Genomic DNA, 18,477 nt, shown 5'->3' on the forward strand with positions numbered 1-18,477 from the left:
CCTAAGGAGGTTATTGCAATGAGTGTAATAGGGAAAATTCATTCTATTGAGACTTGTGGTACTGTAGATGGACCTGGTATAAGATTCGTGATCTTTATGCAAGGCTGCCCTTTGCGATGTAAATACTGCCATAATCCAGACACTTGGAAACTAGGTGATGGCGAAGAGAAGACTGTAGAAGAATTAATTCTAGAAATTAAAAAGTATAAATCATACATGAAATTTTCAGGTGGTGGGGTCACTGTTACAGGCGGTGAACCACTCCTACAAGGAAAATTCGTTAAAGAACTATTCAAAAGATGTAAAGAAGAAGGTATTCACACAGCAATTGATACCTCCGGTTATATCTTTAATGACACAACAAAAGAAGTACTGGATTATACTGATCTAGTACTTCTGGATATAAAGTGTTATGATAGTGATAGATATAAGTATATTACAGGTGTGTCCCTTGACCCTACTATATCCTTTATGAATTATCTAGGTGAGCTTAATAAACCTGTCTGGATAAGGTATGTATTGGTTCCAGGACTAAGTGATAATGAAGAACATATCAAAAACTTATCTATATTTTTGAGTAATTTCAATAATATAGAAAGAATTGAACTTCTACCATTTCATAAAATGGGTGAATTCAAATGGGAAGAATTAGGCTATACTTATGAACTTGGGGACACAAAAGAACCTACCAAGGAAGAAGTTATTAAGGCAATGAGTATTATAAAAGAACATAATCTCAATGTTGTAACAAGTTGATTAATAACTTTTTGGTAATTTAATTAAGTTAATAAGCATTAAATTAAATTATTGTTATTTTTTAATTTAATGCTTGTATTATAGCTATTAATATATTAAAATGTAGCTGTAAGTTTTATAAATAAAATCAGGAGGTGCTTTAATATGGCATACGTAATTAATGATGAGTGTATTTCATGTGGGGCTTGTGAATCAGAATGTCCAGTAGACGCTATTTCAGAAGGCGATTCAAAATATGTTATCGACGCTGATACTTGTATTGATTGTGGCGCTTGCGCAGGTGTCTGTCCAGTAGACGCTCCACAACCAGAATAATAAATAATTACTTATATTAAAAAGGAGCAAATTGTTGCTCCTTTTTTATTTAAAATACTACCCTATCCCTTTGATTTTTTTGATCTAAAAAATCTTCTATTTGTTGAAGTTGCTGTTTCTTGCCTCATTTTTTGCATTTCTCTTATAGTTTCATCTAGCTTTTTATATCTTTTTTCTTCCTTCTCTTCACGCTCTTCCAATAGGAATCTTACTTCGCTTGATACTTCTTTTGTTAATTGTTCTTTTAATATCTGGTTATTCTCTTTTAATGTATCTTCAAGAACGCATTGGAGGAACTCTTGGAATTGCTGTACCTTACTGCTTCCCGATTTAGATACTTCCATAGGAACTGCTTTAGATACTTCTTGTATTTCCTGTTTAGGGGTATCTTCCTCCCCACACAGCTTGTCCTCCTCAAGAATCCCTGGCAACATCATTTTGATGGCTTTTAATTGTAGTCCTTGTTCTTTTAGTTTTTTAACGCTTTTTAATATATTCAAGTCCTCAGCTCGAAAGTATCTATGTCCAAGTTCATTTCTAGGGATATTAAGCTCTAATTCTTCTTCCCAATATCTGAGTACATGGGGTTCTACATCTAATTGTTTTGATGCATCCGATATAATATAACGTACTTCCACCATGTTCCCCCTCCTATCTGTAAATTATTTCCATTTGATTACTATTATACCATATATTTACAATAGTTCAAGTCTTTTAGGTATTTTAAGAAAATAATATTAATAGGTTGAGAAAAAAAAAAGATACTTAACCATTACGTCAGCATCTTTCTCTCTTTTATTATTATATTTCTATGCTTTAAATCCTCTAGATTCAACTTCATTTATTATTGTTTCATTAAGAGTACCTTTTCCGTATGTAAGACCAGCATATAATTTCTGTGAATTTTTTATAAGTGATTTACTATTTTGTCCTTTTGCGGCTTCTTTGAAACCTTCTAATAGTATATTAGCCAGTTTCTTAACTTCTGTCAAAGGTTCTATATTAAATTGGATTGAAGCTTCTATTAGCTTTTTATTCATGTAAATATATAGTGATAATAAATACCTTGATATCTCATAGGACATATCTAGAGTATCCGTTAATTCTCTATGTAATTTGTGAACTTTGGTCATACATTGGTTAAATGTATCTTCATCCTCATTGTTAATAGCTTCAATGGAATTATCAATCTCACCCATAAATAGTTCATAGGTAATTATTAACAGTTGTTCTCTATTTGCATTAATTATTTTATTCTGATATGTTTTCACTGTATCTTCTACCATTATAACATTCCTTTCGGGATATATTATTAACTATTTGCTATAATCTATTTTCTTATCCTTGTAATAATTGTAGGATAGATTGTGGTCTTTGGTTAGCTTGTGCTAACATAGAAGTTCCAGCTTGAGCTATAACATTTCTTTGAGTGTATTGAGCCATCTCAAATGCCATATCTGCATCTTGAATACGAGACATAGCCTCTGTCATACTTTCTGAAGCTACACTTAAGTTGTTAACAGTATGTTCTAATCTATTTTGATAAGCTCCAAGTTTTGCTCTGATACCTGATACTTGGCTTATTGCATCATCTACAGTACCTATTGCAAGCTGTGCACCATCAGCAGTTGAGAGGTTAAGTGTATGTATTCCTAATGCTTTTGGTGATAAGTTAGGTATTCTAACTTCCATGAATTGTCCTTCATTGGCACCTATTTGGAGGTCTAATGGACCGGCGTCTAGGACGCTGATGTTAGTTTGATTACATAATACTGCTTTGTAAGCATCTAATGCTTTTTTAGCAGTTTTTGTAGTTATTGCTCCTGTAGCTATAGTATTAATAATTTCATTATCTGTTTTACCCAAATGACTTTTGATAATATCTGATCCAGGAGACCCTAATATACTATCTGCAACATCCCATGCTTTTGCTAATATTGCATCATTAACACTAGACATATCCTTAGTAGATGGTATTAGACTCATTGAATGAGCATAGGACTGTGCATCAGCTAAACTCTTACCACTACCTAAAGCACTCATAAATGATTTTACATAAATATCATTTTGCTCTGCCGTTACACCTGTTACCGAAACGCCTATGCCAGCTTTGTATGCTTCATTATTTTCTACTCTACCTTCAACAGCCTCAAATTTCATCTCAAACCCATTAATATCACTAACAGTTACAATATTGCCTTTACAAGATACTGTTGCTGTTGGAGAAAAATCACTATTGTCACTGTCAATACTAGCTTCTACGTCTTTCCCTGTAACAGTCTGTGAACTTAAACCAAGAAAGCCTAATACATCATTCGAGCCTTTTAAATCTAATTTATAATCAGAACCATATTGTTTTGATTCAAATTGCAATTTTACAGTATCATTTAGCATAAATTCAGTTGAAGCACCCGAACTATCTATTGACTTCAGATTGACTCCTACTTTTTCAGCTAATCCTCTTAACTTAGAAAATACCATATCCGCATCATCGGTCGAATATATTTTTACTTCTTCCCCATTAAGACTAATTATTCCATCCTTTGTAATATCTTTACAAGTATCTGTTGATGTTATATTAGCTTTCGTTGCATCAGAGATAATATTCAACTTATAATCACCTGGTTCAACAGTATCTGATAAGGATACTATCTTAGCAATACTATCAAAGTCTGGAAACGCTCTTCTATCAATCTCACCATTCAATAATTTTCTCTCATTGAATTCAATATTTTCAGATATTCTCTGAATCTCTTTTTGAAGTTGTCCTACTTCTTCTTGAATAGCTTTTCTATCTTCGTCATCATATGTACCATTAGAAGCTTGTACTGATAATTCTCTTATTCTTTGAAGCATGGAATGTACTTCATTTAGTGCACCCTCAGCAGTTTGTATAAGAGATATACCGTCCATGGTATTTCTTTTTGCCTGTTCCAATCCTCTTACCTGTGTATCCATTTTTTGAGTAATGGCAAGTCCAGCCGCATCATCCGAAGAGTGGTTGATTCTAAGCCCTGATGATAACCTCTCTAATGATTTATCTAATTTGGAATTGTTCATTGTTAATTGATGTAAAGCTCTAAGTGCTGGTATGTTGTGATTAATTCTCATTGCGACACCCCTTTTTTATTATATAAGAAAGTCCTACTTTCCATTTTTCTAAAGTTTTTATGGTTCTTATTATTACTTGTTGTTACTTATAATAATTAATATAATATTTATATTTACTACACTTTATATAATTAACTCTGCCCTTTGTTTTATTGTATCTATCTAGACTACATATATTTTATCGACTTATTTCAAAATTTATTTAGGCATACCCCGATAAAACCCTTAGGCATTATTCATCATTGCTATGATTCCTGTTTTCATCTAAATTACCTATAAATTCTGCTAGCTTCTTAGCCAATATATAAATGTCACTTTTAGCTTGTTGCTTATTATTTTCATTCACACCTGTATCTTCTATAATAAACACTCCTTTTTGAACATTAACTACCTAATACCTCTTGTAAAACTATTATATAAGCATTTCAAAATTACCCATCTTATTATCATTGGATGTATTGTTATTCACTTGCTGTTTAACATCCAGTGGTGTTTCAATCTGTGGATTATCATATTTAATTGAAGATACATTATAACCCATATCTTCTATCATCGACTTTAGTTCTTTACTATATTCCATCAAATATTTTGTCTCGTTAACCTTAGTAGATGATATATCGATTTCAATATCTTTATCATTCATTTTTACTATTGAATTGACTATTCCAAGATTTTTGGTTTTAAGAGATAACAACACTTTCATTGAATTTTCATCAACAGTTTTGTCTTTGTCTATGTAATATATATTAAGTTGAGTCATTTCTCCATTGAGTAAAATAGGTATTTGAACATAATCTTCTTTGTCTTCCATCTCTTTGTTCATATCTAATATTCGATTTATCTCTGTGAGATCATTAGTTATATTAGGTCTTTTATTTTGATTAAGTTCAAATGACTTTCCTTTGATCTCTTTTAATTCTTCTTGTATTTCATTGTAGATATTTGATATTTCTTCTCCACCCGCAAGGCGATTAAGTATTTCACCAAAAGTATTAGTTATCTCCTTATTAATATCTGTATCATTGAATTCTCCCATAAGGTGTTTCAGCTTATTACTCAATTCATTGTTATCCTGCATTAGATTACTTATTGTAGTTAGATTTTTAAGGTTAACAGGTAATTGTAGTTTTTGTAAGAATTTAATTGATTCTGAGGATGTATTCTTCACTTGGTTAAGCTGTTCTCTTATTCTATGGGTATCCAATTCTTGTATTTCATTTTCATCTATCATATTTAATATTTCTTCAATGGGTTTATCCATTATTCCATCTTTTTCTAATAATTTTTTTAGATTATCAGGAGAAGATTTTCTGATTAATTCTTTAATGTTATTTTCAAGATACTGCATATCAATTATATTATCTTTGGTTATCTGTAGTTGAAACTCTTCTATACTTTCCATAAGCTTTATATTGCTTTTATTAACCTCAAAACCAGCTTTCTCAAATGCTTCTTGTATTTGGTTTCTAATGGATTCACTATCATATTTCAAGTTCTCTAATGCACCAAAATTGTCATCTATGTTCACATTGATATCTGTACGTTTTCCACCAGTTTTTCTTAGATATTTTGCTGCTTCCATAAGGTTGTTGAGAGATAGTTTCATATCTTTTTTTACCAGGAATCCTACTGCTCTTCCTTCTGATTTGGATATGGTATGAAGCATTCTATATATACCTATCATACTTTTTCTCTCTTTTTCAGATAGAGTATTGTCTTTATCCATTTCATTTATGAATGCTGCAATTTTATCTGTCAGGTCTTCTCCTATTAGCTCATCAAAATTGTGCATATAATCTATAACTTCATTAATATTCATTTCTACTGGTGACAGATTATCTTTTATCATATGTGCAACTATGTTAGGATGAAGTCTGTTCAACACAATGTTTACTTGTTGATCCAGAAGCTTTATATTATTAATATTACTTTCTGAGATTTCCATTTCATTGTGGACCAAGATTTTAGCAGCCCTTATATTATCAGTATTAATATCTATATTTAACTCTTTTAGAATATTCTCTAACTGATTAAAAGTCTTTTTAATATTATCTCCCAGATCTGCTCTTGGCTTAGTTCCCAATTTATCATACATTTCCTGTAGCATATTACTCTTATTGGTAACATCATTGGTATCGCTTGTTATGGCTTTCAGCGTAAAGTCTACTGCTTTTTTCATTACTTGTCCTAATATGTTGGTAGATGTATTTCTTGCTTTCTCAACTGTCTCTAATACTTTGTTCATCTTATCAATATTAGAATCTGTTGGTTTAGCTCCTACTGATGACAGTTCATTTTTTATGTCAGCTCTTTCTAGTTGTTTAAGCTCTTCAACAAGTTGGTTCAGTGGTGCTGTATCAATTTTTATTCCATTATCAAGCATCCTGTTGGCTGATTCTATGGTCATCTTCAATCTAATCTCTTCAATCTGTCTCTTTGCTGTTATATATTTATCTTGTTGATTTTCGGATAAGTTAGTTTCTCTTTCTTCACTTATGGGCTTATCTTCATATTCTTTTTCTAGATTGTCTAGGTTAATTGTTTTACCCTTGATTATAAGTTTCTTAAGATGTTCATCTTTTATGTTAGGTAGATTGTCTATGGTTTTTTTAGCCTTTAATCTATCTGATTTATCATTTTTTATGACCTTATTGTGCTGGGTTATATTGTTGGTCAATTCAATGTCATCTATTTTCTTGTTGTTAATAATGTTATCAACAGCTTTATCTATAATCTGTTCTGGTTTAATATTATTTTCAATATCCTTTAGGTATAGATATTTCTCTATATTCGCCTTATCTATTTCTACATTATTTTGAATTAAGGTTTTAGCAGCCTTAATAGTTTTCTCATTAGGGTCAATATCATTATTCTTAAGTATATTTTTTATCTGTGGTTCTAATTCTTTTAACTCATCATTTGTAATAGGTGCACTTTGATTATTAGAGTTATTACCATATGAACTATTAGCACTATTAGATTTTCCGCTAGTATATTTCGCCTCATACAGCTTTTCAACTGTCATTTCTATATTGTTTTTAAGGACATTCAATATGGCTTCTTCTTTTAATTGTTTGATGGCATCATACTTATTGAGTGCACTTCTTAGTTTCATTATATTGTGTTCATTAACAGGAAGATTTTTTTCTTTTAGCTTATTTATTATTGATTTTATTTCTTCTTTGCTTCCAAAAATCTTGGCGTATCTTTCAATTTCTTTATTAACCTCTTTTTTTATTTTTTCTGTATCATCTTTCTTAACTGCCAATTTATTCTTGGATACTATTTTTTCAAATAGATCTATAGTCATTTTTTCCGGATTGTAGCTTTTGTTGATAATATCTTTTATATCATCATCAGTAACTTTTGATAGAAGTATCTCTAGTTGTTTTTTAGTACTATTTATTATATCTTTGTATTCATCTATGGTACTTTTATCTTTATTTTTCATGGATGTGATTATATCCATCATTTCTTTGCTCATAGGCGTATTTTTGTTCCATATATCTCTAAAAGATGACATTTTATTGTTTCTTCTTGTTATTTCTTTTTCTTTTGAAATATATTTCAAACTAATCTTATCTCCTTTAGCTTCTTCTATCTGAAAGCTGCATGTTTCACCTACATCTTCTTTTATCTCAATATTATTAGGAACCATAATATCTCTACCCATAACTTCTATCAATGTACCAGCTTCATTTTTATCCTTCACAAGTCCTGTAACATTATCTTTATTATAGTTCATTTTCTTGGTAGAATCGTCAATATTGAAGGTAGTACTTGTTACATCCCATATAGTATTCATAACCTAATCAACTCCGTTTTTGATTCAATAGTTATTTTATATATCGGCATTTATCCTCAAATAATGAGATAAAAAAATTCTATTTCATATGCTTAAAAAATTGTACTTTCATATAAAAAAGTAAAAGAGACAGATTTCTCTGTCTCCTAATGGCAATGTACTGAAATACTATTTTACTGGTATTGCTAATACCTGTCCTTCGTATATTTTATTAACATCCTTTATTACATCTTGGTTAGCTTCAACTATCTTATCGAAAGCACTGGCATCTTTGTAGAATTGTTTAGCTATCTTAGCTAAAGTATCTCCTACTTTGACTACATATACTTTTGTATCTTCGTCTTCAATAGGTGGTAAGCATTTTGCTGGTTCTGGAAGAACTAATGTGTCACCAACATTCAGTTTATTTCCTGTTTTTTTGAAGTAATCTTTATTAGCATTATAGATTGCTTGTTTCATTGAATAATCTCCATAATATCTTAATGAGATATTACCTACTGTGTCATATTGCTTGATTACAAGAGAAGTCGGCATTACCTTTTCTTCAACAGGTTGTTCTGTTTCCATATCTGCATCTTCAACTTTATCTGAACCTGTATTATCAGCATCTGTATTTTCATCAGCTTCATTATCTTGAGGTAAAGTATCAACAATACCTTCATCTACTTCAACATTCTCTGTATCTTCTTTTTTATAATCTTGTAAATCAACATTTGACTTTGAAGTACTGTTTTGAATCTCTGTTTCCATTGCTTCAACAGTATCAAAAGTTTTGATATATATCTTTCCATCCTTCAGATTAGCAAAAGATTTAACTTCAGCTTGACCAATAGCATCTCTGATTATTTCAGCTAACTTATCATCTCCACCTGATATTTTCAAAATAGGCTTTAGAATACTGCCTAGTCCAGGTATTTTATAAATCATATCAGTGATAATTACTCCAACATCACCATCACCCAAAACATCATTAATTGATACTTCATTAACTTCTTTTTTCTCTGAACCGTCTTTATTTGTTTTTGTATTACCATTCTTATCTTTTTTTGTATCTTCCATATAGAATACAATATCATTGATGCTATCTTTTATCTTATCTCTAAAACTATTACTTATTGGATCTCCAAATGGTACTAATGAATTTATTCCATCTTGTATTCCATCTGCAATCTCAAAAGCAATATCTGCTGGTTTCTCAAATTCATTTTTATAAATTACTTTAAGTTCATTAGCATCTGTATTGTTGATAGTAGCTACAAATGCCACTTCTTCTTTATTAAGAGCTCTTTTTTCTGTAGGAATTTCTTTATCTCCAAGTTTTAATGTAACAGTAAAATCATCTCTAACACCATATTTTAGTCCAGTTATTACTAACATGTAATTTCCTTGTAGATTAGCTTTGTCACCTTTGATAGTGTATGTAAAATTCATTCCATCCACTGTATCACTTGGTACAATACCATCTTTGTAAGGGTCTATATCAACTAATGTATACTCTTTTAATTCATCATTGATAGCATCTGCTACTTTATCCCCATAGATAAATGAATAAGGAAGTAGATTAGCTACATATTCACCTATATTAATATCTCCTGATGTTTCAGAAACCTCTGTGATTACAAATTTACTCCAATATTCAGTAAGACCTATATCTTTTAAAGCCTTCTTAAGATTCTTTTCTGCTTCAAATGGTAATTTCTTTTCTTTAACATTATCTCCGTATGTAAAAGTCCCAGTTTCTGAAGTAAGTACATTTGTTGCTGTAGTTACATCCATATTCAATACTGGTAATAAATCAAGCTCACTCAATTCAGGATTGTCCTTTAATACGTCATCCATAAATTCTGATACATCATATATTGCATTCTTTGTCCAATCAGTTGCATCATCTATTGCGTTTTCTGTCCAGTCTGTCGCATCATCTATTGCGTTCTCTGTCCAGTCTGTCGCATCATCTATTGCATTCTCTGTCCAGTCTGTCGCATCATCTACTGCGTTCTCTGTCCAGTCTGTTGCATCGTCTATTGCGTTTTCTGTCCAATCCTTTGCATCATCTACAGTATCCTCTACCGTATCTTTTACATCCTCTACAGTATCTTTTACTGTATCCTTTACTTTATCCCAAAATCCAGCATGTACTGATACACTTTGAGATAGTAATAGAGTCGTTAATAACATTACTGAAACTGATTTCTTGATTACTTTTTTAGTCTTTTTCATAAATTTCCTCCTCTAGATAATTATAAATAACATTTTAAAATAAGAAGTTATACTAATCACAATATATCAATTAATAAATTTCTTATTCTAAAACAAAATTTTGCTATTGTTGTTTAAAAGTGATTACATTTGTAATAACCATGGATATACTGAATCCTATCTTTTATTAATTATTGGGTAGATTGATTTCTAAATTATTATTAAAGCAAATATCTATTTTTAATGAATTCATCTTACATTTGTAGTCACTATGACTTTAATAAATGTTCAGTTACCTATAAATACTACCATAAATAGTTAAAGATGTAAATACTGTTTTAAATTATATCTATTAATAGCCAATAGTCAGCTCACTCAGAAGAAAAAGAGTTTTGTGATGATATTGAAGGGTATTCTTAGCAAAATAGTATATGTATATGTGAAGTAGTGAGGCAGGACGCCGAACCCAGCTTTTAATCTGACAGCCCTACTGGACTGTCAGAAATAATAATGGACTCGATGTCCATTATTATTTGTTGAACTCAGGACGAGCAAGTAGCTGGCGTAACATATACATATACTATTTTGCAAAAACCAAGTCAGAACAAAACTCTTTTTCTGACTTACTTGAATACCTTATACATATTTTTATAACAATTTATTCCAAACCTATTGATTCTTCAGCTATTTCTTATATAATATATATTGGTGATTAGTATGCTGAATCTAGATTATTTATTTAATGTATGTATGATAACCTCAATCAAAGGTATTATTCTTATTCTCATTATTCTAACACTGCAACATATATTCAAGAGAAACTTTACATCTAGATGGGTCTATACTCTATGGTCAGTACTTATAGTTAGATTACTGATACCCACCAGCCCTCTTGAAAATGTATTATCTCTTTATAACTTAGGAATAGTCAAAAGATTAAGCTTTGATAAAGGTAATGTTTTGTTAGGTAGATTAGGTACTTCTTATGATAACTTTGAGTTTATTGGAGATAACATACCTGTAGACTCATTTGTTAATAGTGCTTTTTCCATGAATTGGAAACATCTGTTTGCAATCATATGGATAATAGGCATTCTATTTTTCTTGTTGATTTTTATTTATATCAATATAAACATAACAATGCTTTTCAAAAATTCCAATTTATGTGCCAACGAAAATATGCTAAATATTATGAAAGAATGCAAGTCTCAGATAAATACAAAGAAAAATATTAAACTATATGTTTCTTCAAATATATCTTCACCTATGACTTATGGAATCATGTTTCCCAAAATAATTGTACCACAAAATATCATTACTAGTTTAGACTACAATGAGTTAAAATTCATATTTCTTCACGAAATGGTTCATATAAAAAGATATGATGTATTATTTAATATCTTAGGTATGCTGGTATGTATCTTACATTGGTTTAATCCTTTAGTGTGGTATGTATTCTTTAGAAGTAAAAAAGATTGTGAATTGGCATGTGATGAAAGCGTATTGAAATATCTAGGTAGACATGAACATAAAACTTACGGACTTACTCTGATACAGATGCTGGAGTTTACTATTTCAACAAAAATCAATAACACTCTTGTAGCTAAAGCCCTTATAAATGATCGTTCAGAAGCTAATGCACGAATACTTCAGATAAATAATTTTAACCAAAAAAGTAAACCTGTAATTATTTTTTCATCAATTATAATATTAATAATCGCCTTGCTAGGACTTAATGACGATACTTGTACAAGACCTTCAATTACTTATCATAAACAAGATTTATATACTTACTTACAAGTATCTGAACACGATGTTTGCGTAAGTTATGGTATTCAGCCTGTACATACTTTTTTATTGAAGACCAATGATATTCCTTACTATATTGTTTATTATAATGTGCTTGGAGAAAAAGTACAATTTTGGTTTGATGGTACTGACGGAAATGGTTCATCCAGAAAAACACTGGAAATAACAACTACTGGATATAAGGATATAAAACAGGGTATGTCTAAATCCAAAGCACTTGAAATAGCCCAAGTTAATAATATGAAACTGATAAATAAAGATTTTACCAATTCATTTCATAAATATTTTTATGAAGGCGCAGACTGTAACGTAATGATACTCATTAACTCGAATAATGAGAAAGTGTATAGTATAACTTTATATTAAGGTGGAATAAGATGAGATTAAGGAAAAAGGTTTTAATTATATTATTGTTTTTAAACGCATCCGTATTATTTTACATTTTCGTGGTAAAAGATATACACATACAATATGAGGATAATCCATTGGATCAAAGATCAGGTGATAATCTATTTGAAAATATAACTCCCTTTGTAGTTGATTCTTATAATGCTTTAATAACCAAGAGTACTATATCTACTGGAATGTATACTGATGCTAATTATAAAAATTTCTATGTAACCATAAAAATTCCAAGCAACCATGCATTGTTAAAAAATAAAGATAACGTACATATTGAGTTTGAATCAAAACTGCAAAAAACTAGTGAATGGGTTTCCAACAATAAATATATTATTAGAATGTATTATTATAAAGATGATGATCCCGATAATGAACCAATTCTATTTTATAATAAAAAATGGGTAGGTTTAGATAAAAGAGTATCCACCAAACAACTAATTCCAAAAGAAGCACAAGGTAATTCAATATACATTCAATACGCGTCTGATTTAGGTTCCTTTTTATTCATGAAAAATGGTAATGATACCCGTTTCTTCCATAATTACCTATCAATAATAAGTTAATAAACATTTCCTTATTTTGAATAACATTATAAAGCAGAATAAAACTCGTAAATAGGGTTTTATTTTTTATTTTCATCCTCATTGAGTAGATCTTTCAATACATCTATATCCTTCTGTGTCAGCTTATTGTTCTTAACGAAATTAGATACTAAAAGTCCTATTGAACCTTTGTATACTTTATTGATAAATTTATTAGTTGCTTCTTTGACACATTCCTCTTTTGATAATAGAGGATAGTACATATTGAATTTTTCCTTTTCAACGCCTAATACATTTTTATCCACTAATCTTCTTATTAGAGTCCTTACTGTCTTGTCACTCCAAGAAGTCTTCATCTCTAATTTTTTGATGATGTCATATGCTCTTATCTTCTTATTATCCCATACTATCTCCATTACTTCCCATTCGGCGTCGGATATTCTATTGTCTGTTTTCATTATTTATCATCCCTTTTAATTTTATCTTACTAAGTTATGTTACTATTATACACTATTTTCATATTAATAACTAACTTCATCATATAAGATTTTAAGTGTAATAGAAAGTAGTACTTTGGTATTAATAAAAACAAAAATCATAATTAAAACAATTTTTAACTATGATTTTCATATATAAACATATTATTATAATTCTATTCTTCCTTCTAATGCCCTTGATAAAGTTACTTCATCAACATATTCCAAGTCTCCACCAATAGGAACGCCATTAGCGATTCTAGATACCTTTATCTGTAAGGGTTTTATTAATTTGCTTAGATACATTGCAGTAGCTTCTCCTTCAACTGTTGAGTTGGTAGCAAGTATAACTTCTTTAACAGTATCAGAAGACAGTCTTGTCAACAGTTCTTTGATCTTGAGGTCCGATGGTCCTATTCCAATCATAGGAGAAATTGCTCCATGAAGTATATGATATACTCCTTTGTATTGTTTTGTTCTTTCATAGGCAGCCATATCCCTAGAATCTTCTACTACCATTATAGTATCTAAATCTCTTTTTGGACTGCTACAAATAGGACATAACTCTGCATCTGTAATTGTACAACACTTGCTGCAGTACTTAACATGTTTCTTAGCATCAACTATTGCACTTGATAATCTTTCTGCTTGTTCTGCTGGCATATTTATTATATGAAAAGCTAATCTCTGAGCTGTCTTACTTCCAATACCAGGTAATCTTGATAGTTCTTCTATTAACTTTCCTATTTGATTTCCAAAATAGTCCATTATATCATCCTTCTAGAATATTCCTGGCATGTTTAATCCACCAGTAACTTTTGACATTTGCTGGTTAACCTTCTCATCAGCTGTACGCATAGCTTCGTTAACAGCAGCTAGAATTAGATCTTCTAACATCTCTACATCGTCTTCATCAACTACTTCAGGGTTAATGCTTACTTTTGTAACTTCTTTCTTACCAGTTACTGTTACTTTTACTGCTCCACCACCTGCTGAAGCTTCAAACACTTGATTATCCAGGTCTTCTTGCATTTCCTGCATTTTCTTTTGCATCTTTTGTGCTTGTTTCATTAGATTGTTCATATTATTAGGCATTCCGCCTCCAAAACCGCCTCTTTTTGCCATAGTGAAAAATCCTCCTTAAATTGATAATTCAATAATAATTGATAATTTCTTATTTTGATTTATAGAATCTTAACATCAAAGTTATCTTTTGACGTAATTTCTTCATAGTTCTCATTAACGATTTCTAATCCAATGTATATTTTACTAATAAAAGCGTCTTATGACAAGTACTTTTTAATAACATCATCAACATAGACAATATATATAACACTCCATCTAAAACTGGGAATTATATCTTATTTAAAATTCAATCCAATAACAATCATCTATTAAATTATATCACAAAAAACTAAACATAATCCATAAAAAATTGCTAAAAAGAAGTTATATAATATATATCAAACTAAAATTCATTGACAAATGCTTATGCACGTATATCAACCAAGTAATCCGTATCTATCTTTGCTGATTCAAAGGTAATCATATTATTCATCATAGCAAGGGCTGATTCAATTATATTAAACATCAAAGGACAACCTGTTCCCTCTCCTAATCGCATGTTCATATGTAAATATGGTACTAATCCTATAGTATCCATCATAGACTTATATCCAGGTTCTAGAGAGTAATGGGAAGGTATCATATATTCTTTCACCACTGGATTCAATTTATAGGCAAGTAATGCTGCCGCCGCCGATATAAACCCATCTATTACAATTGGTACACGATAATATGCCGCTCCAATATAACAGCCTACAAGACCAGCTATATCCAAACCACCAACTTTTGTTAATACATCTATAGGGTCATTCGGATTAGGCTTATGATAGTCAACGGCTTCACGAATAACTCTTTTTTTATTCTCCAAAGCCTCATCTGTTAATCCCCCTCCTTTACCAACAGCTATGTCCTCATTGCACCCTGTAAGTGACATGAGAACAGCACTGCTTGTACTGGTATTGCCTATACCCATTTCCCCTGTACCTAACAGGTTATAGCCTTGGTCTACTAATTGCTTCACGGTTTCTATACCAATACTAATAGCTTCCATTGCTTGTTCTCTATCCATTGCAGGACCTTTTGCAAAATTATGTGTTCCATACATTATCTTTTTTTGGATGAGTCTTGGATGTTCTAGATCTGCTTTTATTCCTACGTCAATGACTCTAATTTCTGCACCAGCTTGTTTACTCAACACACTAATACCCGTTAACCCGTCTAACATATTTATGGTTTGCAAAGCTGTCACATTCTGAGGCGTTGAACTTACACCTTCTTCAACAATACCGTTATCTGCAGACATGACAATGGTACATTTCTTTTTTATTACATTATTAATATCCCCTGTGATACCGGCTATTTGTATAGCTATATCTTCAAGTTTTCCTAAACTCCCCAAAGGTTTTGCCAGACTATTCACCCTTATTTGAGCTTTATTAAGAGCTTTTTTATCCAACGTATTAATAGACTCCATCATTTGTTTTAGTTCCATCACCTATCACTCCTCGTAGAAAGGCTAACTCATTAACCCACTTTAATGTGAAATAGCCCTATTTATTATGTCCATTTTACTTATTGTTTTTAAACAATCTCAACATTCAAATTAACTTTTGCTACAATTTCCCCATAATCGTTTTCTACTTTTTCCTCTTTAACAGCGGAAGCACCACCACTTAACATCTTATATTCATCTGCATCTATTATCTTAAGATCAAATTGTTTATTACCTATAGACTGCAACGCATCATTTATTTTACTCATGATCTCATCTTGGGATAAGTACTTCTTACCTACATCATCTTTACAAACAATATATAATAGTCCGTCATCCATATATGTAGGTTTTGCATCACGAATCAATGCTTTTCCAATACCACTAAAATGTCCTACGAATTTATCCCAGTTTTTAATTGCCTTCTTAATATCTTCTGGAACAGCCTTGGATAGAGGTTTCATCTTAGGCACATTCTTTTCCTCTGGTCCCTTGGAAGTTACTGTACTCTGTGTCTGTACAATCTGTACACCTTTTTCCATTTTCTCTTCCAGATCCTTGATACGTTCTAATAAGCCCATTGCCGAATTATCCATAGAAGGTTGACATAACTTCATTAGTTCAACTTCCAATAGAATTCTTTTTCTAGATGAATATTTAATCTTCACTTCTAGTTCAGAGAATACTTTTATATAGTATATCAACTCATCCTCTGTAATTCTATCTGCCTGAACCTTAATTTCATCTATATTCTCCTTGGACATATCCAATATCTGCATACCGTCTTTTACCGATTTCAAGACTAATATGTTTCTCAAGTGATTAATCAAATCCATAATGAACTGATTAATATCTCTTCCCTGCATTATTACGGATTCAGTCAATTCCATGCATTTCTTGGCATCTTTGGTTTTTACCGCATCTATCATGTTTATGAAAATGCTTGTATCAACTGCTCCAAGAACTTCTAATACTTTTTCTATGGTTATTTCCTGTCCTAGATAGAAAGCTATACATTGATCAAGTATACTCAGTGCATCACGCATGGAACCATCTGCTACCTTTGCTATATATCTGATTGCTTTTTCCTCTATATCAATATGTTCTTCATTCATATAGAAATTAAGTGTATCTGATATTGTCTGTATGGATATTCTCTTGAAATCATATCTTTGACACCTTGATAGAATTGTTGCAGGTATCTTGTGAGGTTCTGTTGTTGCGAGTATGAATATAACATGCTCTGGAGGTTCTTCCAGTGTCTTTAAAAGCGCATTGAATGCCCCAGTTGAAAGCATATGGACCTCATCAATGATATATACTTTGTATTTACCTTCTGTAGGTGTATATTTTACTTCTTCTCTGATCTCTCTAATATTATCTACACCATTATTAGAAGCCGCATCTATTTCAATAATATTCATACTTCGATTCTCATTGATGGTTCTACAAACTGAACATTCATTACAAGGGCTTCCCTCTACAGGTGTCTCACAATTGACAGCCTTCGCAAATATTTTAGCAGTAGAAGTCTTACCAGTACCCCTTGTACCACAAAATAAATAGGCATGTGCTATCCTATTTGCCATTATCTGATTGCTCAATGTCTTAACTATATGTTCTTGTCCCATCACGCCCTCAAAACCTTTTGGACGCCATTTCCTATAAAGAGCCGTATATGACATGCTTACACTTCCTTCTATACATCTAAGAGATTATTTCTCATCAATACTTTTTTAACAACCTGCACACTTATATTAAATTATATCACAAAAAACACACTTGTTAAACAAATACACAATTTAGGATTCTCTAAATTTTATAGAACATAATAAAATATTCAGTAGTTGCATTAACAGAAGAAAAAGTTTTTTGTGATCTATATTGAAGATTGCTTCGTGCAAAAGAGTATATGTATATGTGGAGTAGTGAGGCAGGACGCCGAACCCAGCATTTAATCTGACAGCCCTACTGGACTGTCAGAAATAATAATGGACTCGATGTCCTTTATTATTTATTGAGCTCAGGACGAGCAAGTAGCTGGCGTAACATATACATATACTCTTTTGCAAATACCACGTCAGAACAAAACACTTTTTCCGACTTACTTGTACTACAATTTTTTAATATTCAAAAAAGGCTACTAATAATTACTAGTCAGCCTCATAAATTACATAATTAAACCGTGCACCGCACATCGACAAATATTCATAAGCGTTACCTCTATAGTTAGCTCAAATCAGGCAACCTTACGGCACACAGGAGGTTCTACTTAGTGCTGCTTCCTTCCAGACCTGACACGGTTCATAGATTCCTGTTGCGTAAGACCCAATCATCATCGCCACTTTTAAAGGGCAGCCTTACAAAATAAATGCCTCCGATTGGCAACACCCCTGCTATAGCGGATTGCAGGTATAGGGCACCGCTAACTCCCCGGCTGCACGGAAACTTTATATTATTCATACTAAAATCCTATAAGACCCTAATATGATAATTCACTTTTAT

Annotated in this window: 14 protein-coding genes and 1 other RNA gene; 4 read left to right on the forward strand and 11 right to left on the reverse strand. The window is 31.3% G+C overall.

The window, feature by feature from the left end; translation table 11 throughout:
* Positions 1-18 precede the first annotated feature (18 nt).
* Both pflA and HYG85_RS09830 read left to right on the forward strand, forming a co-directional pair.
* Positions 19-756: a pyruvate formate-lyase-activating protein gene (gene pflA / locus HYG85_RS09825; RefSeq protein WP_113672796.1), complete on the forward strand. Its 738-nt coding sequence runs from the start codon at positions 19-21 to the stop codon at positions 754-756.
* A gap of 144 nt (positions 757-900) precedes the next feature.
* Complete coding sequence (locus HYG85_RS09830; RefSeq protein WP_113672797.1) at positions 901-1,071, forward strand: DUF362 domain-containing protein; 171 nt, start codon at positions 901-903, stop codon at positions 1,069-1,071.
* 62 nt (positions 1,072-1,133) lie between these two features.
* On the opposite strand, the gene HYG85_RS09835 is transcribed toward HYG85_RS09830, so the two are convergent.
* From HYG85_RS09835 to HYG85_RS09855, 5 genes are all read right to left on the reverse strand, one after another.
* Positions 1,134-1,712, reverse strand: coding sequence for a MerR family transcriptional regulator (locus tag HYG85_RS09835; RefSeq protein WP_212693313.1), 579 nt, complete (start codon positions 1,710-1,712; stop codon positions 1,134-1,136).
* 168 nt (positions 1,713-1,880) lie between these two features.
* Positions 1,881-2,357, reverse strand: a complete 477-nt coding sequence (locus tag HYG85_RS09840; RefSeq protein WP_212693314.1) for a flagellar export chaperone FliS — start codon at positions 2,355-2,357, stop codon at positions 1,881-1,883.
* Positions 2,358-2,409: 52 nt separating this feature from the next.
* Entirely contained in the window at positions 2,410-4,182 is a 1,773-nt protein-coding gene (locus HYG85_RS24510) for a flagellin N-terminal helical domain-containing protein (protein ID WP_212693315.1), read from the reverse strand.
* A gap of 412 nt (positions 4,183-4,594) precedes the next feature.
* Complete coding sequence (locus tag HYG85_RS09850; RefSeq protein ID WP_212693316.1) at positions 4,595-7,987, reverse strand: DUF6240 domain-containing protein; 3,393 nt, start codon at positions 7,985-7,987, stop codon at positions 4,595-4,597.
* A gap of 168 nt (positions 7,988-8,155) precedes the next feature.
* Positions 8,156-10,207, reverse strand: a complete 2,052-nt coding sequence (locus HYG85_RS09855) for a LysM peptidoglycan-binding domain-containing protein (protein ID WP_212693317.1) — start codon at positions 10,205-10,207, stop codon at positions 8,156-8,158.
* 696 nt (positions 10,208-10,903) lie between these two features.
* On the opposite strand from HYG85_RS09855, the gene HYG85_RS09860 reads away from it, so the two are divergent.
* The gene (locus HYG85_RS09860; RefSeq protein WP_212693318.1) at positions 10,904-12,361 is read left to right on the forward strand and encodes a M56 family metallopeptidase; all 1,458 of its coding nucleotides are present in this window, start codon (positions 10,904-10,906) and stop codon (positions 12,359-12,361) included.
* 11 nt (positions 12,362-12,372) lie between these two features.
* The gene (locus HYG85_RS09865) at positions 12,373-12,960 is read left to right on the forward strand and encodes a hypothetical protein (protein ID WP_212693319.1); all 588 of its coding nucleotides are present in this window, start codon (positions 12,373-12,375) and stop codon (positions 12,958-12,960) included.
* Positions 12,961-13,019: 59 nt separating this feature from the next.
* Here HYG85_RS09865 and HYG85_RS09870 read toward each other — a convergent pair whose 3' ends face one another.
* The 6 genes from HYG85_RS09870 to ffs all read right to left on the reverse strand — a co-directional run bounded on the left by HYG85_RS09870 (position 13,020) and on the right by ffs (position 18,417).
* The gene (locus HYG85_RS09870) at positions 13,020-13,397 is read right to left on the reverse strand and encodes a BlaI/MecI/CopY family transcriptional regulator (RefSeq protein WP_113672805.1); all 378 of its coding nucleotides are present in this window, start codon (positions 13,395-13,397) and stop codon (positions 13,020-13,022) included.
* Positions 13,398-13,583: 186 nt separating this feature from the next.
* The gene (recR, locus tag HYG85_RS09875; RefSeq protein ID WP_113672806.1) at positions 13,584-14,183 is read right to left on the reverse strand and encodes a recombination mediator RecR; all 600 of its coding nucleotides are present in this window, start codon (positions 14,181-14,183) and stop codon (positions 13,584-13,586) included.
* Between the two features lie 12 nt (positions 14,184-14,195).
* Positions 14,196-14,540 (reverse strand): YbaB/EbfC family nucleoid-associated protein, encoded by a 345-nt coding sequence (locus HYG85_RS09880; protein WP_113672807.1) that lies wholly within the window; start codon positions 14,538-14,540, stop codon positions 14,196-14,198.
* A gap of 364 nt (positions 14,541-14,904) precedes the next feature.
* Positions 14,905-15,972, reverse strand: coding sequence for a nicotinate-nucleotide--dimethylbenzimidazole phosphoribosyltransferase (cobT, locus tag HYG85_RS09885; RefSeq protein ID WP_212693320.1), 1,068 nt, complete (start codon positions 15,970-15,972; stop codon positions 14,905-14,907).
* 89 nt (positions 15,973-16,061) lie between these two features.
* Positions 16,062-17,657 carry a DNA polymerase III subunit gamma/tau gene (gene dnaX, locus HYG85_RS09890; RefSeq protein WP_212693321.1) on the reverse strand — a complete coding sequence of 532 codons (1,596 nt, stop codon included), beginning with the start codon at positions 17,655-17,657 and terminating at the stop codon, positions 16,062-16,064.
* Between the two features lie 498 nt (positions 17,658-18,155).
* An RNA gene (ffs, locus tag HYG85_RS09895) (signal recognition particle sRNA large type) lies at positions 18,156-18,417 on the reverse strand.
* Between the last annotated feature and the right edge of the window lie 60 nt (positions 18,418-18,477).

The organism is Vallitalea guaymasensis (assembly GCF_018141425.1).
In the GTDB taxonomy this organism is placed as follows: domain Bacteria; phylum Bacillota; class Clostridia; order Lachnospirales; family Vallitaleaceae; genus Vallitalea; species Vallitalea guaymasensis.